20 protein-coding genes and 1 pseudogene are annotated in these 23,973 nt (G+C 35.1%); 10 read left to right on the top strand and 11 right to left on the bottom strand.

The window, feature by feature from the left end; genetic code table 11:
• Nucleotides 1–164 precede the first annotated feature (164 nt).
• Both LV89_RS00520 and LV89_RS00515 read left to right on the top strand, forming a co-directional pair.
• A complete protein-coding gene (locus LV89_RS00520; RefSeq protein WP_109740898.1) occupies nt 165–1,001 on the top strand; it encodes an endonuclease/exonuclease/phosphatase family protein in 837 nt (278 codons plus the stop codon).
• 139 nt (nt 1,002–1,140) lie between these two features.
• On the top strand, nt 1,141–1,713 hold the full coding sequence (locus tag LV89_RS00515) for a YdeI/OmpD-associated family protein (protein ID WP_109740897.1): 573 nt from the start codon (nt 1,141–1,143) through the stop codon (nt 1,711–1,713).
• A 126-nt stretch (nt 1,714–1,839) separates the two neighbouring features.
• Here the strand turns inward: LV89_RS00515 and LV89_RS00510 are convergent, their stop codons facing one another.
• The 5 genes from LV89_RS00510 to LV89_RS00490 form a co-directional block, all read right to left on the bottom strand.
• Nucleotides 1,840–2,337, bottom strand: coding sequence for a DinB family protein (locus tag LV89_RS00510; protein ID WP_109740896.1), 498 nt, complete (start codon nt 2,335–2,337; stop codon nt 1,840–1,842).
• Between the two features lie 97 nt (nt 2,338–2,434).
• A complete protein-coding gene (locus LV89_RS00505; RefSeq protein WP_109740895.1) occupies nt 2,435–3,124 on the bottom strand; it encodes a helix-turn-helix transcriptional regulator in 690 nt (229 codons plus the stop codon).
• Nucleotides 3,125–3,499: 375 nt separating this feature from the next.
• A complete protein-coding gene (gene katG, locus LV89_RS00500; protein WP_109740894.1) occupies nt 3,500–5,737 on the bottom strand; it encodes a catalase/peroxidase HPI in 2,238 nt (745 codons plus the stop codon).
• A gap of 471 nt (nt 5,738–6,208) precedes the next feature.
• Complete coding sequence (locus tag LV89_RS00495; RefSeq protein ID WP_109740893.1) at nt 6,209–6,838, bottom strand: 3-keto-disaccharide hydrolase; 630 nt, start codon at nt 6,836–6,838, stop codon at nt 6,209–6,211.
• A 162-nt stretch (nt 6,839–7,000) separates the two neighbouring features.
• Entirely contained in the window at nt 7,001–8,971 is a 1,971-nt protein-coding gene (locus LV89_RS00490; protein WP_109740892.1) for a M1 family metallopeptidase, read from the bottom strand.
• A gap of 105 nt (nt 8,972–9,076) precedes the next feature.
• Between LV89_RS00490 and LV89_RS00485 the strand changes: the two genes are divergently transcribed.
• Nucleotides 9,077–10,084 (top strand): hypothetical protein, encoded by a 1,008-nt coding sequence (locus tag LV89_RS00485; RefSeq protein ID WP_109740891.1) that lies wholly within the window; start codon nt 9,077–9,079, stop codon nt 10,082–10,084.
• Between the two features lie 99 nt (nt 10,085–10,183).
• Here LV89_RS00485 and LV89_RS00480 read toward each other — a convergent pair whose 3' ends face one another.
• The 4 genes from LV89_RS00480 to pdxA all read right to left on the bottom strand — a co-directional run bounded on the left by LV89_RS00480 (nt 10,184) and on the right by pdxA (nt 14,320).
• The gene (locus LV89_RS00480; RefSeq protein WP_109740890.1) at nt 10,184–11,245 is read right to left on the bottom strand and encodes a metallophosphoesterase; all 1,062 of its coding nucleotides are present in this window, start codon (nt 11,243–11,245) and stop codon (nt 10,184–10,186) included.
• Between the two features lie 16 nt (nt 11,246–11,261).
• Entirely contained in the window at nt 11,262–12,236 is a 975-nt protein-coding gene (locus LV89_RS00475; RefSeq protein WP_109740889.1) for an NAD(P)-dependent oxidoreductase, read from the bottom strand.
• A gap of 134 nt (nt 12,237–12,370) precedes the next feature.
• On the bottom strand, nt 12,371–13,252 hold the full coding sequence (locus LV89_RS00470) for a TIM barrel protein (RefSeq protein WP_109741107.1): 882 nt from the start codon (nt 13,250–13,252) through the stop codon (nt 12,371–12,373).
• A gap of 42 nt (nt 13,253–13,294) precedes the next feature.
• A complete protein-coding gene (pdxA, locus tag LV89_RS00465; RefSeq protein WP_229201450.1) occupies nt 13,295–14,320 on the bottom strand; it encodes a 4-hydroxythreonine-4-phosphate dehydrogenase PdxA in 1,026 nt (341 codons plus the stop codon).
• A gap of 484 nt (nt 14,321–14,804) precedes the next feature.
• On the opposite strand from pdxA, the gene LV89_RS00460 reads away from it, so the two are divergent.
• The 7 genes and pseudogenes from LV89_RS00460 (at nt 14,805) to LV89_RS00430 (ending at nt 21,311) form a co-directional block, all read left to right on the top strand.
• The gene (locus tag LV89_RS00460) at nt 14,805–18,671 is read left to right on the top strand and encodes a pyruvate carboxylase (RefSeq protein ID WP_109740887.1); all 3,867 of its coding nucleotides are present in this window, start codon (nt 14,805–14,807) and stop codon (nt 18,669–18,671) included.
• Nucleotides 18,672–18,692: 21 nt separating this feature from the next.
• Nucleotides 18,693–19,139, top strand: coding sequence for a DUF6934 family protein (locus LV89_RS00455; protein WP_109740886.1), 447 nt, complete (start codon nt 18,693–18,695; stop codon nt 19,137–19,139).
• The gene (locus tag LV89_RS25770) at nt 19,126–19,254 is read left to right on the top strand and encodes a hypothetical protein (protein WP_262509841.1); all 129 of its coding nucleotides are present in this window, start codon (nt 19,126–19,128) and stop codon (nt 19,252–19,254) included. Before LV89_RS00455 ends, LV89_RS25770 begins: the two co-directional genes overlap by 14 nt.
• 29 nt (nt 19,255–19,283) lie before the next feature.
• Nucleotides 19,284–19,508: pseudogene (locus LV89_RS00450) on the top strand (gamma-glutamylcyclotransferase); the annotation flags it as partial.
• Between the two features lie 124 nt (nt 19,509–19,632).
• A complete protein-coding gene (locus LV89_RS00445; protein ID WP_109740884.1) occupies nt 19,633–20,196 on the top strand; it encodes a hypothetical protein in 564 nt (187 codons plus the stop codon).
• 483 nt (nt 20,197–20,679) lie between these two features.
• Nucleotides 20,680–20,943 (top strand): type II toxin-antitoxin system HigB family toxin, encoded by a 264-nt coding sequence (locus LV89_RS00435; protein ID WP_109740882.1) that lies wholly within the window; start codon nt 20,680–20,682, stop codon nt 20,941–20,943.
• A gap of 5 nt (nt 20,944–20,948) precedes the next feature.
• Entirely contained in the window at nt 20,949–21,311 is a 363-nt protein-coding gene (locus LV89_RS00430) for a helix-turn-helix domain-containing protein (RefSeq protein ID WP_109740881.1), read from the top strand.
• A gap of 177 nt (nt 21,312–21,488) precedes the next feature.
• Here LV89_RS00430 and LV89_RS00425 read toward each other — a convergent pair whose 3' ends face one another.
• Nucleotides 21,489–21,929 carry an NUDIX domain-containing protein gene (locus tag LV89_RS00425; protein ID WP_109740880.1) on the bottom strand — a complete coding sequence of 147 codons (441 nt, stop codon included), beginning with the start codon at nt 21,927–21,929 and terminating at the stop codon, nt 21,489–21,491.
• 124 nt (nt 21,930–22,053) lie between these two features.
• Nucleotides 22,054–23,805 (bottom strand): ABC transporter ATP-binding protein, encoded by a 1,752-nt coding sequence (locus tag LV89_RS00420; protein ID WP_109741106.1) that lies wholly within the window; start codon nt 23,803–23,805, stop codon nt 22,054–22,056.
• Nucleotides 23,806–23,973 lie beyond the last annotated feature (168 nt).

Here is a 23,973-nt window from a genome sequence, read left to right as displayed (position 1 = left end):
TTGTTTCGGGAAGTTTCCATCAGTCACTCGCCAAGAGGCAAGCGATTATTAGAGCATCAGAAAGTTTCTATATTATCCCTCTCCAAAATTCACACAAATTTCATCTCAATCAGGTTAGACTTACAATTTTTAATTGATAGTTTTGTTGAAAAAATCGACAATCTATGAAAAGAACATTTTATCTATCAATCCTTTTATTAAGTACCGTTTTCGGTAGTTTTGCTCAGCAAAAAACAAATGTTATGACTTTCAATATCCGAATGGAGACCGTTCAGGATGGGGAAAATCAATGGTCAAAACGCAAAGAAAATCTTGCAAGTATGCTTGAGTTTTACGAAGCGGATATTTGCGGAATGCAGGAGGTTTTGGTAGGACAAATTAGAGATTTAACCAAATTGCTTCCAACTTATACATACATAGGCGTTGGACGTGACGATGCCAAGGAAGGCGGAGAATTTTCACCCATTTTCTATAAAAAAGAGAAATATACGGTTTTGGAAAGTAATACATTTTGGCTGAGTCAAACGCCAGAAAAGCCAAGTAAAAGTTGGGATGCTGCTTTAAATCGTATAGTCACTTACGCAAAATTGAAGGATAATAAAACGAAAAAAGTATTTTACGTTTTTAATACCCATTTCGACCATATTGGACAAGTCGCTCGTCGTGAAAGTGCTAAAATGTTAGTGGCAAAAATTAAAGCAATTGCTCCAAAAACACCTGTCATTTTAACGGGAGATTTCAACAGTACACCAACAGAAGAGCCAACTGTTATTATCAATGAAGGATTAATTGATGCTCAAAAAGTATCAAAACAACCACATTTTGGACCAGCGAGTACCTTTAACGGTTTTGAGTCTAAAGAAATAGCAGGGAAATTAATTGACTATATTTTCTTGAATACTGATAATATTAAAGTGCTTAAACACGCAACGTTGAGTAATACTTGGGGAGGTCGTTTTGCATCAGACCATCATGCGGTTTTGGCACAACTTGAGTTTTAGTTTATTATGATTTGTTATATTTCAAGGTAAATGAGAGTAGTATATGGTCAGGAATCCAATTTTCTTTTCTTTTTCTCCTCTGACATAGGGTTGTCAGTCCAAAGTTTTAGCTTTGACAAAATGTTTTAAAGACAATCTTATGCAAAAACCAGAAATCGAGTCTTTCTATCCCACAAGTCAAGAAGCTTGGCGGTCATGGCTTATTGAAAATCATATTTCAAAACAATCAGTTTGGGTTATTTTTTATAAAAAGAAATCCCAAATACCATCACTTTCTTGGAGTCAGGCTGTTGATGAAGCTCTTTGTTTTGGGTGGATTGACAGCACTGCCAAAACAATCGACTCCGAGAAGTTTATACAATTTTTCAGCAAACGAAAACCCAAAAGCGTTTGGTCGAAGGTTAATAAAACAAAAGTCGAACAATTAATTGGAAATGGATTGATGACAAAAGCAGGTTTCGATAGTATAGAAATAGCAAAACAAAATGGTTCATGGACAATTTTAGATGAAGTCGAAGAACTCATTATTCCTAACGATTTAGAAGAAGCTTTTCAAGCAAATTTGGGTACAAAAGATTATTATTTCAGTTTGAGCAAATCAGCACGAAAAGGCATTTTATACAAACTCGTACTTGCCAAACGTTCCGAAACTCGTCATAAAAGAATCTGCGAAATCATAGAAATATGTTTGGAAAGCATAGCGATTCGATAAAACAAAAAGAGGTCAATTTAGACCTCTTTTTCATGTAAATACTTAAAACAGATTTAGAAGTTAAACAGCATTATATGCTACAAAAAGCGTGAAAATAGTTTTCTTTCACGCTGTTCATTTAATTTCTTAGAAAGAAGTCTCATCTGCACTTGGGCCATAACTTCCCGGAATTGGTACATCTAACAATCGTAAGCAAACGCCTAATTGAGCTCTATGATGAATAATCTGGCATAAAGCATGATGAATAGTTTCTCCTTTGGTAGAAACCATAAAAATTTGGTCGCCAGAACGTAAAGTCCATGTTTCAGAAATTTTCTCTTCATTTTGTGGCACTAACTCAGAACGCCCGTCCATTAAAGAGACTTCAAATAACTCTAATAACTCTTTTGTATTGTTGATGACAGTTGGATTGTAGGGAGCAGAAGCAAAATCTAATTCCTCAGTCGTTAAAGCCATAGTTACCCAAGTTGGTAATTCCGCAATATGTGTAGCTAAAGAGCGAATTGTCATACTCTTTGGGTGGGGTTGCCAATCGAGTTTATCATCAGGAATGATAGACAACATTTTACGGGTTACAAGCGACTCTTGCTCTAATTCTTTGAGGTACATTTCAATCATTGACATAATTTTCCTTTGTTTTTTAGTTAACGATACAAAGAAAATATCTCCTACTGACAACCCTATGTCAGTACATTTTTGACAAATAAAGTTTTTTTTTCATTTAATATTTTACAGGAAGCTGTGGCATATATTCGCTTACTTCTATATGGTCAGTTTTCTTAAAAGTTTGATAGGTGTCTTGAATTTGGGACATTCTTGATACATTAAAATCACGGTATTCATTGCGTTTATGACACCATGCAATAAGATGCCAGCCAAAAGCATAGAAAATCAACCCGATAGGTTCTGCTTGGCGTGTGCTATGTTCTTCCTTATTATTTTTATAGGAAAACGAAATGATATTCTTGGACGCAATGGTTCGTTGCAAAATCGACAAATGCTCGTAATCCTGATTCAATCTCTCAGGAACTTGGTACTTAATATTATTGGTCAATAAATCAATCTTCTCTTTTTGTTTATGCGGTAACGTTGCCTTTATTTTATTCAAAGCATTAGAATAATGTTTCTGAATTGACTTATCTGTAAAACCATACACCAATGACTCTGTCAGTAAAAGGGCATTTGCCTCCTCAGTAGAAAGAGAAATTGGTGGCAAAAAATAACCTTGCACAATAAAATAGCCTTTGTTGGGTTCAAAACTTAATGGGATACCAGATTCGCTCAAAGCTTTTAAATCACGATAGACAGTTCTGACACTTATTTTAAATTTCTCAGCAATTGTTTCTGCCAAAACATATTTTCTTGATTGTAAAAAGGTCAATATGGCAAAAAGCCTATCAATGCGATTCATCGTAATTTGTCTTAATATAAATGGTCATTAGTTTTAGAACGTCGGCGACGATGAGTAAGTATCAATCTAAATATTTCTAATTCTATTGTTAACCATTTCAAATATACGTTGCTTTCATAAATTTTACAATTACTCATTATCGAAGCCAACGCAGTCAGCGTTCAAAATGCTCAAGAACTTTTGGGAAAGTCTAACGCAAGCGTTTTAAACGCTGACTGCGTTAAGCGAAAACTTTTTTTAATGCTGATTGCTTAATTGCGGTAAAAAAAAAATAGGCAATCCGTTTCCAGATTACCTATTCTCAAAGTAATTAATATGAATTGGACACAACTACCAGTTTCCTAATAACCAATCTCCAATAACTACTCACCAATATTACACTAAATCAAAACGGTCAAGATTCATTACTTTCGTCCATGCGGCAACAAAATCTTTCACAAATTTATCTTTAGAATCTTCGCAACCATAAACTTCAGCAATACCACGTAATTCTGAATTTGAACCAAAAATTAAATCCACACGTGAAGCCGTCCATTTAACTTCGCCTGTTGCACGGTCACGACCTTCAAATCCTTGCTGAGATTCTGATACCGACTTCCAAGTTGTACCTAAATCAAGCAAATTCAAGAAGAAATCGTTTGTTAATGTTTCAGGATTGTTCGTGAAAACACCTAATTGAGATTTATCAAAATTGGCATTTAACACACGTAAACCGCCTACTAACACAGTCATTTCTGGAGCAGTAAGTGTCAATAATTGGGCTTTATCAAGTAATAATTCTTCTGATGAAGTTGTAAAACGTGCTTTTTGGAAGTTTCTGAAACCGTCAGCCGAAGGTTCTAAAGCAGCAAAAGATTCAACATCCGTTTCCGCTTGTGAAGCATCTGTACGTCCTGCCGTAAATGGTACAGTTACGGCAATTCCTGCATTTTTAGCGGCTTGCTCAATACCAACACCACCTGCCAAAACAATTAAATCAGCCATTGATACAGTTTTACCTGCACTATCAAATGTAGCTTTAATGCCTTCAAGCGTATCTAAAACTTTAGATAATTGTGAAGGATTATTGACTGCCCAATATTTTTGCGGAGCAAGACGAATTCGTCCGCCATTTGCACCACCACGTTTGTCAGAACCACGGAAAGTTGATGCCGAAGCCCAAGCCGTCGATACTAATTCAGATACTGATAAACCTGAAGCAGCAATATGACCTTTCAAAGTAGCAATATCTTGCTCATTAATCAATTCATAAGTACGTGCAGGAATTGGGTCTTGCCAAATCAAGATTTCTGAAGGAACTTCTTTGCCTAAATATCTCGAAATTGGTCCCATATCACGGTGTGTCAATTTGTACCAAGCACGAGCAAAAGCATCTGCAAATTGGTCTGGATTTTCAAAGAATCTTCTTGAAATTTTCTCATAAGCAGGGTCAATTCTCAAAGCAAGGTCAGTCGTTAACATTGTCGGAGCGTGCGTTAAAGCTGGGTCGTGAGCATCAGGAACTGTACCTGCTCCTGCTCCTGCTTTGGGCTTCCATTGATGAGCTCCCGCTGGACTTTTACTTAATTCCCACTCAAAACCAAATAAGTTTTCAAAGAAATTATTACTCCATTTTGTAGGCGTAGTTGTCCATGCACCTTCCAAACCACTCGTAATTGTATGAACGCCACTACCGCTTCCATAAGTATTTTTCCAACCAAGACTTTGCTCTTCGATACCTGCTGCGGCTGGTTCTTTGCCAACATATTGGCTTGGGTCAGCAGCACCGTGCGTTTTTCCGAAAGTGTGTCCACCTGCAATTAAAGCAACGGTTTCTTCGTCATTCATTGCCATACGAGCAAACGTTTCACGAATATCACGTGCAGCCGCATACGGGTCTGGATTTCCGTTTGGTCCTTCAGGATTCACGTAAATAAGTCCCATTTGAACCGCTGCTAAAGGATTTTCAAGGTCACGCTCGCCTGTATAACGGGCGTCTCCGCCTAACCATTCTTTTTCAGAACCCCAATATACATCCTCCTCTGGCTCCCAAACGTCTTCACGTCCACCACCAAAACCGAAAGTTTTAAAGCCCATTGATTCTAAAGCACAGTTTCCTGCCAAAACCATAAGGTCAGCCCAAGAAAGTTTTTTGCCATATTTCTTTTTTACAGGCCAAAGTAATAAACGTGCTTTATCAAGATTGGCATTATCTGGCCAACTGTTTAAAGGGGCAAAACGTTGCGTTCCTGCTCCTGCTCCACCTCTACCATCTTGAATACGGTACGTTCCTGCACTGTGCCATGCCATACGAATAAAGAATGGACCATAATGACCATAATCGGCAGGCCACCAATCTTGCGAAGTAGTCATCAAATCAAAAATATCTGCCTTTACTGCATCTAAATCGAGCGACTTAAATTCTTCTGCATAGTTAAACGACTCACCCATCGGATTTGACAACGAAGAGTGCTGACGTAAAATATTCAATTTCAACTGATTAGGCCACCAATCACGGTTTCTTGTGCCTGCACCAGCACTTTTTAAAATTGACGTTGTATTTCCGTGAGGAAAAGGACATTTCCCTCCACTATTCATATCATGTAATTTACTCGAATCTGTGTTATTTTCCATTTTTGAGAGATTTTTGATGTTTAACGTGACAAAAGTAAAATATAAATTTCAATAATTTTCATCTATATATTCTATGTAAATATAAATTTAATTTATAGAGAATATCTATCAAGATTATACTAACAATTTACAGAAATGAGCCTAATTTTAAAAGCGATTTTGTCAGATAAAATGACGATAAAAATTAGAAATTATAATTTTACGGAAGTATGTATTTAATGTCGCAAAACCTCACCCCCGCCCCCTCTCCGATGGAGAGGGGAGAAAAATGGGGTCAAATGCTCCCCTCTCTATCGGAGAGGGGCTGGGGGTGAGGTTTTTTCGACTCAAATTTAACTTGCGACATTAAGTATATACTTCCGTAATTTTATTACAAGAGAAAACTTCCAATCTATCAAACAAATTCGTTGGCAAGTCCATAAATAAAAAGGAGCAAATGAATGTCATTTGCTCCTTTTTATTAACTTATTTTTATTTCAAAACCTTCACCTTAATATCCTTAAAATAAGCAATACTTTTAGGGTCATGTCCTTGTAATGCGAATGTTCCAGAACTCAAATGCTTTTGTCCTCGGTCGGCAGGAAGTGTATCAGGTTCGGTATAATCAACCGCTACTTTATCATTGATTTTGATAACGATGTGTTTGTCCTTTACAATAATGTGATATTCGTACCACTCATTATCTTTTGCAAAATTTTCTTTTACATCGCTAAAGCTATACAAACTACCTGTTTTACGCCAGTCTCCATGCGTTTGGTTTACTTGCACTTCATAACCTTTGTCTGGCCAGCCACTTGCTTGATACGCTGTATGAATAAAAATACCCGAATTTGAACCCGGCAAAGTTTTCGCTTTTAGTTTAAGTTCAAAATTCTTGAAATCATGATTGGCAACTGCACCTTCATAAAATAAGTGAGTTCTTTCTCCAGCCACCTTTATCGTTCCATCTTCAATTGAAAAAGTTGTGGGATGTTCTTCGTTTACGTGCCAACCTGCAAAAGTTTTTCCATCAAAAAGTGACACCCAACCTTTCTCTTTTTTCTGAGAAAAGGAAACATTAATGGTTAATAAAAAGCTAAGAAATAATACGATTCTTTTCATTTTGAAATGATATTTTATGTTAAGAGATACCCATGAGGAATATTCTCAAATGGATTTTATGAATAAAATTTACTAAAAAACAATACAATTCTGTCCCATCTTACCACGATTGAAACATTCTGACAAACAAAAGTCAAATATTGAATTAGAAGAAACAAAATTTCATTTCACCATCAACAACTTTCTGCTCTCATTTTGCCCATCAACATTCAAATTAATGATGTATGTTCCTGCGGGAAAATCATTAATTTTGATATTTTGAGAGTAATTTCCTTGCGTTAATTTTTCTTCTACACTCTTGAAAATCTCTTTTCCAGAAAAATCAACCATCGAAATTCTAACAGTAGCATTTTTAGGTAATTGATAACTCACATTTATTTCATCTGAACTCGGATTGGGAAATACATTCAAGCCAAAAGTATCACCAAAAACAGGTTCATTTGCCAATATATTTACCGTTTCAATATCTTTTAAAATCCAATTATTGGCATCAAACGTAACATTAACAGGTTTATCTTTTACCAAAATTTCAAAAGATTGTGAAGCTTTATCATTGAAAACAGTTACCGTTGTATCACCCAAACCAAAGGCTATTTTCATCTGTATTGGCATTGTGAAGAAAGTTAGATTGGTGCCAGTTGTTTGCGAAATATTCAAATTGACTTTATATGAGCCATTAATTTGGGACTGCGACGACCACTGCATTTTATATTTTGGATAACTTTCTCCATAAATCCATTGCTTGAAAAAATAGTCTAATTTTTGTCCGTAAACTTGTTCGGCAATGGCTTGGAAATCTTCGGTTGTAGCATTTGAATAAGCATTTTTGGAACTTATATACGTTTGTAGAATTTTATAAAACACATCATCGCCCACAATTCCACGCAACATGTGCAGTACCGTAGCCCCTTTCCGATAGGTACGTGACGAACTAAAAATCTCATTAATATTATTGACATCTTGCACGAAAATTGTCCCTTTAGCGGTTTTGGCACTGTTCATAAAGCTTTTGATATAATTATCATAAGCCACTTTTCCGCCAATAGCTTCTGTATAAATACATTCTCCGTAAGAGGCAAAGCCTTCGTTCAACCAAATATTTTCCCAATTTTTACAGGTAATTTTATCTCCAAACCATTGATGAGTAAGTTCATGTGCAATTAAAGTTTCTCCAAAACTCGAAATTGAAGTACACGTTTGATGTTCCATTCCTCCGCCCCATCCAAACTGAGCGTGACCATATTTTTCTTTTATGAATGGATAAAGTCCGAATTTTTGAGAGAATAAATCCAACATAAAAACGGTTTTATCAAGTGCTAATTTGTTAGTCGCAGTTAAAGATTCGGGATAAATAAAATGAGTAACAGGCATTTCATTTACGCCATCGTACTTAAATGAATTTTTATATTCGGAATAATTACTAAGGGCAATCGAAATGAGATATTGAGCAATTGGATAACGGTTTTTCCATTGATAAGTCTTTGTACCATTCTGATTTTCAACAACTTTCTGTAAAACTCCATTCGACACAGATACATAATATTTATCCGCTGTAATCCAAACGTCGGAAGAATCCGCTTTATCATCAACGGCATTTTTACAAGGAAACCAATCAGACGAACCATAAGGCTCTGACAATGACCATATCGCTAAATCTTTTTGACTGTTGTGTGTTCCGAAAACAAAGCTATTAAATCCACTCGAACCCGGAGTTCCATGATAATAAATTACTAAGCTAACAAGTTGATTTTCAGCATATTTTTTATCTAAATTGATTAAAATCTGATTGGATTGGTGCAAATAAGGCATTTTGCTATTACCAATTTTTACGGAGTCAGTCGTGAGGGCATTTTGTAAGTCAATGGTCACTTGACTAAGTTCAGCGATTTTACTTTTGGCATTAATAGTTACTTCACCTTTGACGCTTTGAGTGGTGTAAGCAATACTCAAATCAAGTTTATAATAGCTTACATCAATATTATTATCCGCCGCTTGATTACCCTGCAATTTGGCATTTTGCAAGCGTTTTTGCATCGCCTCAATTTTACCAATGGCACACTCGCTATCAGAAATTTGGGCGAAAATGGTAAAATGCGTTAAAATAAATAAGCTTAAAAATAGTAAGTTTTTCATGGGTAAATTTATCGTTGATGAAATAACGGAAATAAAATATTCGTATTATTGAGTATCGAATGAATTATGCTACAAAACTCCAATTATTTAAACTTTCTTACAACTATGAAAAAGATTATATCAATAATTGTTTTCTTCCTCATACAGAATTGTGCTTTTGCCCAATCAGAAAAAGTGAAAGTCGATATTGCTCTCACTGTAAATGAGATGCGAAAAATGAAAAACTTACAAATATCACCTATAAGCAATTGGGACAGAAAACCTTTTGCTTCGTGGGGTCATTTTTGCAACCTTAGAGATAATGCCACCAATAAACAATTACTAAAATTATTAAATGATACCAGTGCCGTTGTAAAGGGTTATTCATTTTTGATTTTATGTCAAAGAAAAAATAGAAATATCTATAAAATAGTAGAACAACATCTAACCGATAATCAAGAAATTTCTTGGCTAAATACGGACTATGGGAGAATCCAGAGAATTGGTGATTTCTTTATTAATGAAGCTATCTACCGAAAACTAATTTCTGAAAAACAAAAGGAGAAACTTCAACAAAAAATTCTCAGTAATACAGATATTTTACTCTACTATAATAATATTGTTTTTAATGAAGTTGAAAAAAATGAGCAAAACTATTTAAAAATTAGAAGATTTGCCACAGAAAAAAACAGTTACAGTGCCGTCGTTGCACTATCGAAATATCAAAAACAAGAAGATAAAATTTTGATAGAAAAGTTATTGGCTAATGAAGAATCTGAAGACTTTGGTTTTAGATGCGTTATCTATTTCCCAGATTCAACTTTCATTCCATATTTAAACGCATTGTATGAGAAAGTAATTGATAAAAATAGAAAAGCGGGATTTGGACCTCACAAATTGAGAATTGCTTATAAAGCTGTTGCCAGTTACAAAAATCAATTTTCAGTTAACTATTTCAATAATATCTTACAAAATTGCCCCTCTGAGCGATACGCTCAACAATGTAAATTCATTTGGTTCGGTATCAGAATATTTCCATGTCCAATTTTTAAAGAATTAGATTCAAAAGTAGAAGATATAGCTAAAAAAGAAACTCTCCCTTTGGAGAATGAACACGCTTTAAAAGTGGATTAATATTTAATCTGCCTAACGCTGACAGGAGTCAAAATCCTGTCAGCGTTGAAACTGGAATTATCTTGGGTTTTAGCCGTTTTCTAACACATCAAATTAATTTCAAAAACCCCCCTTTTGTTCATTAAGCAAAGTGCCATCACCTCCCCAAACTTTTAAATTTACTTTGCCACTTGTTTCAAAAATCAATTCCATAAATCCCGATTTGCTGGCATTGAAAAGACAATCTTTTTGAGTAATTTTTCTTTTCAAAGGCGTTAATTTACTCCCCGAACCACTAATTAAAAACAAAGAATTTGGGCGTTTAATTACCTGTAAATTATGTTCATGACCCGCTACCGCAATCACATTTTTATGTTGTTCCAACATTTGATACATTTTATCAGCCAATTTCATATAACGTGGTTGATTCATCTCTGAATTTAAAGCACGATTAACTCCCAACAATCCAAAAGTTTGGAAAGGAGTATAATTTACCAAAGCATAATACCAACTTTTATCTTTATGATAACCGTGTTCGCCATAATCAACAAGCGGATGATGGGATAGAAAAATGGACTTTTTGCCTTGTTTTTCTACGGTAGTTAGAATAGAATCAAGACGGTAAAAATAGGCAATTTCCATTTTTTTAAATTTCTCTTCTTTACCAACTTTATGATAAAAAGAACGATGAAGCCACCAGTCAGTATCAGTAAAAATGAGAACAATGTTATTGCCTAAATCACGTGTTACGGGGCCGGGTAATCCCTTTTCAGGCAAAAAATGTTTCGTATTTGGCTGATTAAGAGAGTCTTTGGCAAATTTATTAATGTAATTTGCCTGACGAATTACATTTTTGTAGCCTTTCCAACGACCTTTTGCCCAATCATGATTCCCAGGAATAAAATACCAATCACCTTTAAAATTTCTGAGTGTATGTAATTGCGTTAACAATTTTAATTCTGCGTCTTTTGTACCGTCTAAGCCACGTGGATAAATGTTATCACCCAAGAAAATAACTCCCCCGTTTTGGTTTTCAGTCAAGTGCTTTTGTAAGGTTTTATGAACATCATTTTGTACCGTACTATTGCCAGCATCACCAATAAGAAAAAGTGAATAGGGTTTATTTTGAGCTTGTAAATCGTTCAAAATAAAGTTTAATACAATCAAAAGCAGTTTTTTCATTTTTGTAACACAGACTTCAGTCTGTTCTTTTAGCAAACAGACTAAAGTCTGCGTTACTAACCTGTTCTCTAATTTTACTCACCAAAACTTCATTGATTTTGCGATAACTCTCTACCGTCCAACCTGCTACGTGAGGTGAAAGGATAACGTTTTTCTTCTCAAATAATTGAGTATAAACCTGATTTTGCTCTTCTGAAAGCGTAGCTAATTTCTCATTTTCCAACACGTCCAAACAAGCTCCTCTCAATTTCCCTGATTCTAAGCCTTTCAAAATCGCCTTCACAGAAGCTACTTCTCCACGTGACGTATTTATCAAAAAGACATTTTTCTTAAATTTTTGAATAAACGCATCATTCACCATCATTTTGGTTTGAGGTGTAAGTGGTACATGAATAGAAACTAAATCTGCCTTTTCAAAAATTTCTTCCATCGAAGATTTTTTGGCTAAAAGTCCGTATTCTGTCCAATCTTTATCCAAAATATCATACGCTAAAACGGTTACTCCAAAACCCATTAATCGTTGTGCAACAGCCACACCCATATTTCCAAAACCGATTATCCCGACAGTCATACCTTTTAGCTCAATTCCACGATTTTGTTCTCTTTGCCAAATTCTTTGACGCACTTCTGTATCTGCCCAATTAAGTTTATTGAACAAACCCAAAATCATGCCTAAAGTATGTTCTGCCACAGCGTCAGAGTTCCCTTCATTGGCTGCGAAAACCTTAATATTTCTTCGATCAACTTCCTGTAAATCAATCAAATCTAATCCTGCACCTGCACGAGCGATGAATTCTAATTTTTCGCAATGACTTAAAAACTCAAAGTCAACTTTGGTTTTACTTCTGATGATTAATCCTTCGTAATCTTTGATAATTTCTAAAATCTCAGGACGTTTTATGTTAGGTTGATAGTTTATCTCAAAATTCATTTCTGCCAATAATGGAAAAATGTTTTCGTGTAAATCATCGACAATTAGTATTTTTTTCATTCAATTTTCAGTAGTACAGGTTTCCAACCTGTCATGCAACAAATTCTATGAAACAGGTTGGAAACCTGTTGTACTATAAAAAAACCTGTCAAATTACTGACAGGTTCATTTTACGCACAAAAATATTAAAGAAATTAGAATTTCAACTTTTTCAAGTTCTTCAAACTGATTTCAATTCCTTCTAATGGAGTACGTTTGTAGGCTTCTAATTCAACGATAAAGTATTTTGCACCTGATAATTTTGCGTTGAAAATCTCTTGGAAATTAATATCACCTTCTCCAACTTCAACACTTACATTTTTTACAGGGTCGTGGTCTTTTACGTGGAAGTGTGTAAAACGACCTTGATAATTTTTGAACCAAGCGGCTGGGTTTTCTTTGGCATATTTCACCCAATACAAATCCATTTCAAAAGTTACTAAATCTTTTTCTGTATTATCTAAAAGCGTTTTGTATAAACTTACGCCATCATATTTTTCAAATTCAAAATCGTGGTTATGATACCCAAATTTCATACCCATAGCTTTACAATGTTCCCCTGCTTTGTTAAACATTTCAGCCATATATTTTCCTTTCGGGCGGTCTGGGTCAAGCATATAGGGAGCAATTACATATTTTTGACCTACTTTTTTCGCATCGTCAGCCATCTTTTTGAAAGCATCTGATAATTGTCCATTTACATAGTCTTGACTTGTAACCATTCCATGAGCAGAAGGCATCGTCAAACCATTTCCTGCTAAAACTTTAGCAAATTCGTCAGCAGGCAAACCAAAGAATTTTCCATCAGCATAACCAAAACCTTCCACTTGCTTATAACCCATCTTTGCTACTTTCGCAAGCGTTCCTTTAGCATCTTTGCCCATATCATCTTTTACAGACCATAATTGTACGCCAATATTACGAGTGTGTGGTTTCTTTCCACCTGCAAATAAATCATTGCTTAATAAAGAAAAACCTGCCGCTGCTAAAGCACCAGTTTTAAGAAAGTCTCTACGAGATTGTTGTTCAATTGACATTGTTTTAATTGGTTATAAATGATATTGAGATAATACGATTGTTTAGTTGGCTACTTCCAAACTCATTTCTTTTCTATTTTTCACGACATCAATAGCGGTAAAAATAGCTTGTAACATAGATGATTCTGAGGCAATATTTTTTCCTGCAATGTCATAAGCCGTTCCATGGTCGGGCGAAGTACGTACTGCCGAAAGTCCTGCGGTATAGTTTACACCTGTTTCAAACGAAATATACTTGAAAGGAATTAAGCCTTGGTCGTGATACATCGCTAAAACGGCATCAAAATTTTTAAATTGTGCTGCTCCAAAAAAACCGTCAGACGGGAAAGGTCCAAAAACCAAATTGCCCTTCTTTTTAAACTGCTCTAAAACGGGCGAAATTGTTTCTTTCTCTTCATTGCCCAATAATCCATCTTCTCCCGCATGAGGATTCAGTCCTAAAACAGCAATTTTAGGCTTTTGAATACCAAAATCATTCTTCAAAGATGCAAACATTAGCGAAAGTTTCTGACTGATTTTGTCCTGATTGATTGCTCCACGCACACGCCCAAGCGGAATATGCCCCGTCACAACGCCAACTCTTAAAACATCAGATACCAAAAACATTAAAGATTCTTTGGCTTCAAAAGCTTCTGTAAAAAACTCTGTATGTCCGGGAAATTTAAAGGTTTCTGACTGAATATTATTTTTGTTGATTGGAGCAGTAACGATAGCTTCTATCGCACCTGCTTTTAAGTCTTCTGTTGCTCTTTGTAAGCACGCCAATGCTGCCGCACCAGCTTCCTGAGTTACTTTTCCAGGGGTAACGTCTGTTGCTTTATCTTCAAAACAGGTAATGACATTAGTTAATTTATGATTGATTTGTTGAATTGATTGAATACTATTTAAAGTCCAATCTTTCAACTCTAAAGATTTTCTATAAAAACCCAATACTCTTTGCGAACCATAAATAACTGGCGTACAAATTTGTAAAATACGTTTGTTGGTAAGTGCTTTTAAAATTACTTCTGGACCGACTCCGTTAAAATCGCCAAGTGTAATACCTATAATTGGTTTTTGATGTTCCACGTTTTTAATATTTGATATTTTGTGCCACAGGAATCTTTCCTATGAATGAATCTACACAAGAATAATTCTCGTGTAACTATTACTCATGCAATTTCATAAATTCTACTCAAACAAAAAAGATTTGAGTACAAGCCAAAGCCTTTTTGTTTTTCCATGCCCAGAATTTATTCATTTATTGAGTATTATCAAACACCTTTTCTGCTTTAATTTTATAACCACATTAAAAGTTTTTATCCTCTAAATTTGTGCAGAACAAATAAGCCTAAACATATTTATTGTTTAATTTAGGTTTAGGTAAAATCATATTTGTTGAAAAAATAGTACCGAACCCTAACAAAATTGCATCTTTCTAATATAACCAAATTTTATTATTGAATTTATAAAAAATACCCAATTATTTTTTGAATTTTGTAAAGTATAAGGTGTTTTATTCTGTTAGGTTTTAACTTTAATCCTTTATTTAAGATTAGTAATAAATACAAAAATGGCTCAATCATACGTTCAAAAAATTAATAGTATTCTTATCGCCAATCGTGGTGAAATTGCTATTCGTATCATGCGTGCTGCCTCAGAATTGGGGATACGCACAGTAGCGGTTTATACTTTTGAAGACCGTTATTCTCTTCACCGTTACAAAGCTGACGAAGCTTACCAAATCGGTAAGGATGATGAGCCATTAAAACCTTATTTAGATGTAGAGGGTATCATCAAACTTTGTAAAGAAAAGAAAATTGATGCGGTTCATCCGGGATATGGTTTTTTATCTGAGAATGTAAACTTGGCTCGTCGTTGTCGTGAAGAAGGTATCAAATTTATTGGACCATCTCCAGAAGCAATGGACGCATTGGGTGATAAAGTTGCTGCCAAAATTGCCGCTCGAAAAGCCAACGTTCCTATGATTGAAGACTCAAAAGAGGAATTAATCAATGGAGAAATTGCTCTTTCAGAAGCTAAGAAAATCGGTTTCCCTGTCATGGTGAAAGCCGCCGCAGGTGGTGGTGGACGTGGTATGCGTGTAGTGCGTGAAGAAGAAGAGTTTTCAAAAGCATTCAACGAAGCCAAAAACGAAGCTAAAAATGCTTTTGGAGACGATACCATTTTTATTGAGAAATTTATCGACCAACCCAAACACATTGAAGTTCAATTATTGGGTGACCAACATGGCAATTTAGTTCACCTTTACGAGCGTGATTGTTCGGTACAAAGACGTTTCCAAAAAGTAGTAGAAGTTGCTCCTTCTTTTGGTTTAAAAGAAGAAACTCGTCAAAAATTATATGCTTATGCCTTAGCAATTGGTAAAGCAGTTGATTATTACTGTGCGGGTACAGTTGAATTTTTGGTAGATAAAGATGAAAATATTTATTTCATCGAAGTAAACCCAAGAATCCAAGTTGAACATACTATCACTGAGGAGGTTACAGGTGTTGATATTGTAAGAACTCAGATTTTGATTGCGATGAATTATAAACTTTCGGACAACGGAATTTATATTTTAAAGCAAGAAGATATTCCATTGAATGGTTACGCAATTCAGTGTCGTATTACCACAGAAGACCCTGCCAATGGTTTCAAACCAGATTTTGGTACAATCATCGCTTATCGTAATGCCGCAGGTTTTGGTATTCGTTTAGATGAAGGTTCTTCGTATCCGGGTGTTAAAATTTCTCCATATTTCGATTCAATGTTGGTGAAAGTTTCTGCTCGTGGGCGTACTTTGAAAGGAGCTTCTCAACGTTTGGCTCGTGCCTTGACAGAATTCCGTATTCGTGGCGTAAAAACAAACATTCCTTTCCTAAGAAATGTGATTGCTCACCCAGTTTTCCAACAAGGAAAATGTGTGGTTCAATTCATTGATTCGCATCCAGAATTATTTAATTTCAAAACTTCAAGAGACCGTTCTACTAAAATCCTTCATTATTTAGGAGATGTTGTTGTCAATGGAAATCCTGATGTTAAAGTTAAAAATGACCGTACTTTCAGAACACCAATTGTTCCAGCTTATGATACTTTCGGAGAACATCCAAAAGGTAACAAACAGCTTTTGGACTCAATGGGAGCTGAAAAATTCAGTCAGTATATCAAAGAGCAAAAACAAATTTTATATACCGATACTACATTCAGAGATGGTCACCAATCTTTACTCGCCACTCGTGTGCGTACCAAAGATATGATGGCAGTTGCCGAAAGTTATTCTAAAAACTTCCCTCAATTATTTTCAATGGAAGTTTGGGGTGGTGCCACGTTCGACGTAGCGATGCGTTTCTTGAACGAATCACCTTGGAAACGTCTGCAAGAATTCCGTGAAGCCATGCCAAATATGCTTTTGCAAATGCTTTTCAGAGGTTCAAATGCCGTTGGTTATTCGGCATATCCTGATAATTTAATTGAGAAATTTGTAGAAAAATCTGCCGAAACAGGTATTGATGTTTTCAGAATTTTCGACTCATTAAACTGGGTTGAAGCCATGAAAGTTTCCATCAGAGCCGTTCGTGAGCGTACAAATGCCATTGCAGAAGCGTCAATTTGTTATACAGGAGATGTTTTCAAGAATGAAAAATATTCTTTGCAATATTACTTAGATATGGCTCGTACTTTGGAAGACGAAGGAGCTAACATTCTGTGTATCAAAGATATGGCTGGACTTTTACGTCCGTTTCAAGCACAACTTTTAGTAACAGAATTACGCAAAGCCTTGTCAATTCCTGTGCATTTACACACACACGATACCTCTTCGATTCAAGCAGCTACGTATTTGAAGGCTATTGAAGCAGGTGTTGATATTGTGGACTGTTCATTGGGTGCCATGTCTGGTTTGACGGCTCAGCCGAACTTCAACTCAGTGGTTGCCATGATGCAAGGACACGAACGTGAATGTGAAATGGATTTACCTTTATTGAACCAATATTCAAACTATTGGGAAGATATTCGTCAAATGTATTATCCATTTGAATCGGAATTGAAAGCAGGTACGGCTGAGGTTTACGACAATGAAATTCCGGGTGGACAATATACCAACTTACGTGGACAAGCGATTGCTTTGGGCGTAGGTGATAAATTTGAATTAATGAAGCATAACTACCACGAAGCCAACAAGTTATTTGGTGACATCGTGAAAGTTACGCCATCTTCAAAAGTGGTAGGTGATATGGCAATTTTTATGACTGCCAATTCATTAACGGCTGAAGATGTTTATGCACGTGGAGCAACGCTTTCATTCCCAGAATCTGTAAAAGATTTCTTCAAAGGAGGTCTTGGACAACCTTATGGTGGTTTCCCGAAACAATTACAAGAAATTATATTGAAAGGTGAAACGCCAATGACGACTCGCCCGAATGATTCAATTTTACCGATTGAGTTTGAAAAAGATTTCGCTGATTTCCAAGCTAAATTCCCAGAAAACGAGCAAGGAGAATTGGATTATCTTTCATACAAAATGTACCCGAAAGTATATGAAGACTACTATAAAAACCAACAAGTTTATGGTGAAGTAGCCTTGATACCAACGCCTGCATTCTTATATGGTTTGAAGCCAGACGAAGAGATTTTGATTAATATTGACGAAGGTAAAACTATCATTGTCAAATACTTAAACCAATCTGAACCAGACGAAGCAGGTTTAAGAAATGTAACATTTGAATTGAACGGACAGGCTCGTAGAATTAAAGTGTTAGACAAAACCATCAAAGTGGTTCGTCAGAAACATGACAAAGCAACCGCTAAAGGTGATATTGGAGCTCCATTGCAAGGACGTTTGAGCAGAATTTTGGTAAAATCGGGTGATGAAGTAAAGAAAAATGCTCCATTGTACATCATTGAAGCCATGAAAATGGAATCAATTGTATCGTCTCCATTTGAAGGAATTGTAGGAAGAATTGCCTTGAATGAAGGAACAGTAGTAGAGCAAGAAGATTTAGTATTGACGGTAGAAGAAGCTAAATTACCAGAGCCAAACACAGAAGAATACCTTTTCGTTTACGGAACACTTCGCAAAGAAGCAGGCAACGAATTACACAAATTCATTGAGAAAAACGCTGAATTTGTAGGTATGGCAACTGCTCAAGGTAAATTATTCATGATTGAAGAAGAAGGCTATCCTGCATTCGTTTCAACTGATAATCAAGCAGATAAAGCGATTGGAGAGTTGTATAAACTAACAAGTCCAATCAAATTATTAGCGATTTTAGACGAATACGAAGAATTCTTTGCCGAAGACAACGTAAACAGTGTTTTCATCAGAAATACCATTAACGTTAACTTAGACGGACAATCAGTAGAATCTTACGCTTATGAATTTAATCGCTCTACGGAAGGATTGAAGGAGATTGTTGGGGGGGATTTTATGAATTTATAGCATTTTGAATTAGATAAAATTATGAATGAACATCCTTATGAGTTTTCACTTGTAAAAAAAGAATTTCGCTATGAGTTCCTTAGTGTTAGTCCACTAAAAGAAGTCCAAAAAGTGGTTCTATTGACACAAACGCAATATTCAAGCATTTACAACCTTGCGTTATTGGACACTTTGGAAAATGGCACATTGAGTGATATTTCAGTTACTGACAACGATGATTTGAAAACAGTTCTTGCGACTGTCATCAAAATTATTAATTCGTTCTTGAATGAAAATCCAAAATCTTTCATTATTTTTAAGGGTAGCGACAAGAGAAGACATAGACTTTACAGAATAATTATCAGTAGAGAATTAGCGGAAATAGAAAAGTCTTTCAAAGTTTTAGCTATCAAGAATAACGAAATAATTTCTTTTTCTTCCGAAAATGAAATGGACTTTTACTTAATTGGAAAAGATGAAAACAACTAAAAAAGTAACGCAATACCCAACATCGGGTGAACAAATTGTAAGAAAGAAATTAGATGAAGCTAATGATGTTTTAAGAAAAACAGATTTGTCTAAATTGGGGTTGAAAAGTAATTAGTTTTCGTAAGCACTGATAATCAATCAGATAAGGCTATTGGCGAATTGTATAAATTAACCAGTCCAATCAAATTATTAGCGATTTTAGACGAATACGAAGAATTCTTCGCTGACGACAACGTAAACAGTGTTTTCATCAGAAATACCATTAACGTTAACTTAGACGGACAATCAGTAGAATCTTATGCTTATGAATTTAATCGTTCTACGGAAGGATTGAAGGAAATTGTTGGGGGGGATTTTATGAATAAGTAATTTCAGTTAACAGTTATCAGTAAACAAGGGTGAGGGTTTTAAAATTCTCACCCTTGTTTTTTGTGGTTTGGGGATAATTTGGGAAATTGTGGGGAAAGTATAATTATAATCAGAGAAATAGAAAATGGAAGAACAAGAATTAAATTATAACATTGTTTTATCTTCAAAATCTGATTGGCGGAGATATTTCGGCGAATATAAATCCTTTGTAGATTTCTCATTTAGAGAAATTAAAGGTGGAGAAGTAACAATATTGTCTCTTCCATTAGCTTTTTGCATAAGACATACATTAGAGATAGGTTACAAAATGAATTTAATTGAACTTGAAAAAATCTCAGATAGAAATGCGAATATTAAGTATCAAGGAGGAGAAGCACATAATATTGCGGTTTTACATAAGGAGTTTGAGGTTCAAATAGAACTAATTTTTAAAAAATATTCTTTCGACAAAAAGGTAATAAAACAGTTCAACAAATTGAATAATGATTTATCAAGTCTTAAAAAGATACTTCATAAACTTGATGAGTTTTCTTATGCTTTTAGATACCCAGTAAAAAATGATGGTTCAACACCAAATTTTCTTACATCAAATGAAAATATTAATTTTAAAGATGTAAAAGAAATGTATGATAAAAGTATTATACTTTTGTTATATTCCACTGATGTAATAGCGGATATAATACATTAGTATTAGTTATACTTTCAAATAATAGTTGTTTACTTTAAAATCAAATATATAAAATGGTTAAAATATTAATTAGCTTATTGATAACATTAAGTTGTTTCAAAGGGTACTCACAAAGCAATTTTGAAAACACATATAAAAAAGTAAAGTCTTTTTACATAACTAATGCAGTTGGTCAAAAACATTCGACATTTTTTGTAAACAAGGCAGATAACATAATTGAAATTGCTGATTATCAGATTCCGATTTTTGAAGTAAAGTGTGAATATGAGCGGTCAGAACGAGGATACCATTGGGTTGAATTCAACTGTTTTACAGGAAATTGCATTTACAGAAACAAAAGTGATAAACCTCTTAGTGGATTTGGCATAAAATTTAAGAGTAAGGAAGATTGCTATACCTTTATTAACTTAATTTCTGATTTAAAGGACATCATGTAATTTGATGCCATTGTTGTTGGAATAATGAAAAGATATTTAAAAGCCTTTGCCTCCTTCCTTGGTCGGTGTCCACACCGTACCATTGTGCGACAGCAAGCGGACGGATAGCTATGATACTCCACAGGAAGTAATTTCGGATTTTAAAGGTGCAGACTATGTTGGCAATGAAAGAATTGTTTTTAACATTGCCAAAAACAAATATAGACTTATTGTCTCCTTCAACTACGAATTTAAAGCGTGTTGGATAAAATTTGTTGGCACTCACAAAGAGTATGACAAAATAGATGCTAAAACAGTAGAAAATTATTAAATCTTATGGAAAATTTTGAAGTAAAGCCAATAAAAAACGAAACTGAATATAAAGAATCGTTTAAAAAATTGAATGAGGTTTGGGCTGCAAAACCCAATACTAAGGAAGGAGACACATTAGAATTACTATTGTTAGTAATCGAAAAATACGAAACAGAACATTATCCTATGCCACAGCTTGACCCAATTGAGGCTATCAAGTACAAAATGGAGGAGAATAATCTCACACAGAAAGACTTAATCAAATATTTTGGCACAAAATCAAGGGTTTCAGAAGTGTTAAACAGAAAAAAACCTTTGACTTTAAAAATGATAAAAACTCTTCATCAAAACTTTGGGATTCCAGCATCAACTTTGCTTGCAAATTAACAGGTTTAGATGAATAAATGCTTCCTTGAACGGTGTCCTCGCTGACCCTGATTTGCAATCAGGGTCGTTTGGTTAAGCGTCTTTGACGCATTTATAGTGCGTTAAAAACGCAAGACCATTACCACAACGATTACAAATCAGTGTGAGCTGGGGCTTTACCTATGAGCTTTATCATTCCTAAAAAAGTGAAGCGATTTCCAACAAAACCCTTGCAAATCGTCCCTCCTCTTTTTGTAAAACCTCCTCAAAACTCAACCATTTTACTTCTTTAATAATTTGTTGTTCCATCTCTGGGTCAAAGCCAATTTGAATATCGCCAGATACGATTTTGACTTCATAAAATAACTCAATGGCATGAAGCGGAGGTTTTACAAACTCATTGATTTTCAGAAAATTACCAACAGAAATAATGGTATTTGTTTCTTCTAAAAATTCCCGTTTTAAACATTCCTCAATCGTTTCTCCAAATTGTAAACCACCACCTGGAGGCGACCAAAACTCTCCGCTTTCATTCATTCCAGAATGATTAATTAAAAGTATTTTGCCGTCTTGTACACATATTCCACAAACACGTACTCGAAGGTGGTTTCCGTATTGATTAATAATTTCTTGATTCATTTGTGATTTAGTGAGTTCTAAATTGTGAGTTAGTGAATTGTGATTGAGTGATTTAAACAACTAACTAATAAATAATTTACAACCGCAGCGGCGGACCGCTCACCAATCACTCAATCACAAATGGTTACACAAATTGCATACTATGCAAATCTGCGTACCAACCTTCTTTCTCTAAAAGTTCTTCGTGTGTACCTGATTCTTTGATTTCGCCTTTGTCCAAAACCAAAATTTTGCTGGCATTTTGAATTGTAGAAAGACGGTGAGCAATCACAATAGCAGTACGCCCTTTCATCAATTTGGCAATGGCATTTTGAATCATTTCTTCGGTTTCTGTATCTACCGACGACGTTGCTTCGTCCAACACAATCACCTTCGGGTTATGCACCAATGCACGCACAAAAGAAATTAATTGACGTTGCCCAACCGATAACGTTGCTCCACGTTCCATCACATTATAGTCATAACCATCGGGTAATCTTTCTATAAAATCATGAGCTCCTACCAATTTTGCGGCTTCGATTACTTTATCTCTCGTAATTCGCTTATCGCCCAAAGTAATGTTATATTCAATGGTATCCGAAAACAAAAATACATCTTGTAAAACGACCCCAATTTGTTTGCGAAGGCTATCCAATTCATATTCTTGCAAATCAATATTATCAATAAAAATCTTGCCTTTATTGATGTCATAAAAACGGCTTAAAAGATTCACCGTTGAAGATTTCCCTGCACCCGTTGCTCCTACCAAAGCAATTGTTTCGCCTTCTTTTACATGAAAAGAAATATCTTTTAGTACATACTCTTCATCATTATACGCAAACCAAACATTTTCAAAACGAACATCACCTTTTAAATTATCAGCCTTTGTTTTTCCATCATTTACCGCATAATCATCTGAATCTAAAAGCTTTAAAATTCTTTCCGTAGAAACAATTCCCATTTGCAAAGTATTAAAACGGTCAGCAAGAAAACGAATGGGTCTAAAAAACAAATTCATAAACATAATAAATGCCGTGAGCGTACCCAAGGTCATATCATGAGCCAAAATTTGTTTTGAACCAAACCAGACAATCAAACCCGTACCCGCCGCCAAAATAACATCTGCCACAGGATAATAAACTGAATACGCCCAAATAGATTTTATATTAGCATCACGATGTACCTCATTGATTTTCAAAAACTTATCGTATTCTAATTTTTCCGCATTGAAAATCTGAACGATATTCATACCCGTAATATGTTCCTGCACGAAAGAATTAAGATTAGCTACGGCAAGACGAACTTCATTGAAAGATTTTTTGATATATTCCTTAAAAATATACGTGGACGTTACCATAAAAGGCACGGTACAAAGACAAATGAGGGTCAATCTCCAATCGGTGTAAAGCATCACTCCCGTAATCAAAACCAATTGTAAAATATCGCCCGCAATAGCTGCCAAACCTTCCGAGAATACATCATTTAGCGTTTCAATATCAGAAACAGTACGAGTAACCAAGCGTCCGATAGGCGTATCATCAAAGAATTTTAAACGAAGACGAAGGATTTTAGCGTATAATTTCACCCGAATATCACGAATAACCGTTTGCCCAAGCCAACCTGCGATAAAAGCACTCACAAATTGGAGCAACCCTTGTAAAAGCAAAACGCCAATCATCACCAAAAGCATAAGAGCAAGCTTTGGATAATTGCCTGAAGAGATGTAATTATCTATCGTGTAGCGAATTAACAAAGGATTGAGCGGTACAACACACGCCGAAACCATAATAAGTGTCACCAATGACCAAAATCTTAAACGATAGGGTTTAAGAAAACCATAAATTCTACTGAGTATTTGAACGTCAAATATTTGACCGCTTTTTTCTTCTTTTTTCAATTTGAGCAATAATTGGTTTGTCTTCTCAAAATTAACATAAGAAAATTAGAAATGGTTTGGGATAACGTAATAACATTGTCCAAAATAATGATTGATGATTACCCTAAAGGCTAAAAATATAAAATTAACATTGTTTAAATCGAAAGTAATTATGGGTTTTGAGATGAT

It is taken from the genome of Arcicella aurantiaca, assembly GCF_003148625.1.
Lineage (GTDB): Bacteria > Bacteroidota > Bacteroidia > Cytophagales > Spirosomataceae > Arcicella > Arcicella aurantiaca.
The sequence above is the reverse complement of the archived record's forward strand: the minus strand, read 5'-3'. Positions and strand labels throughout refer to the sequence as shown.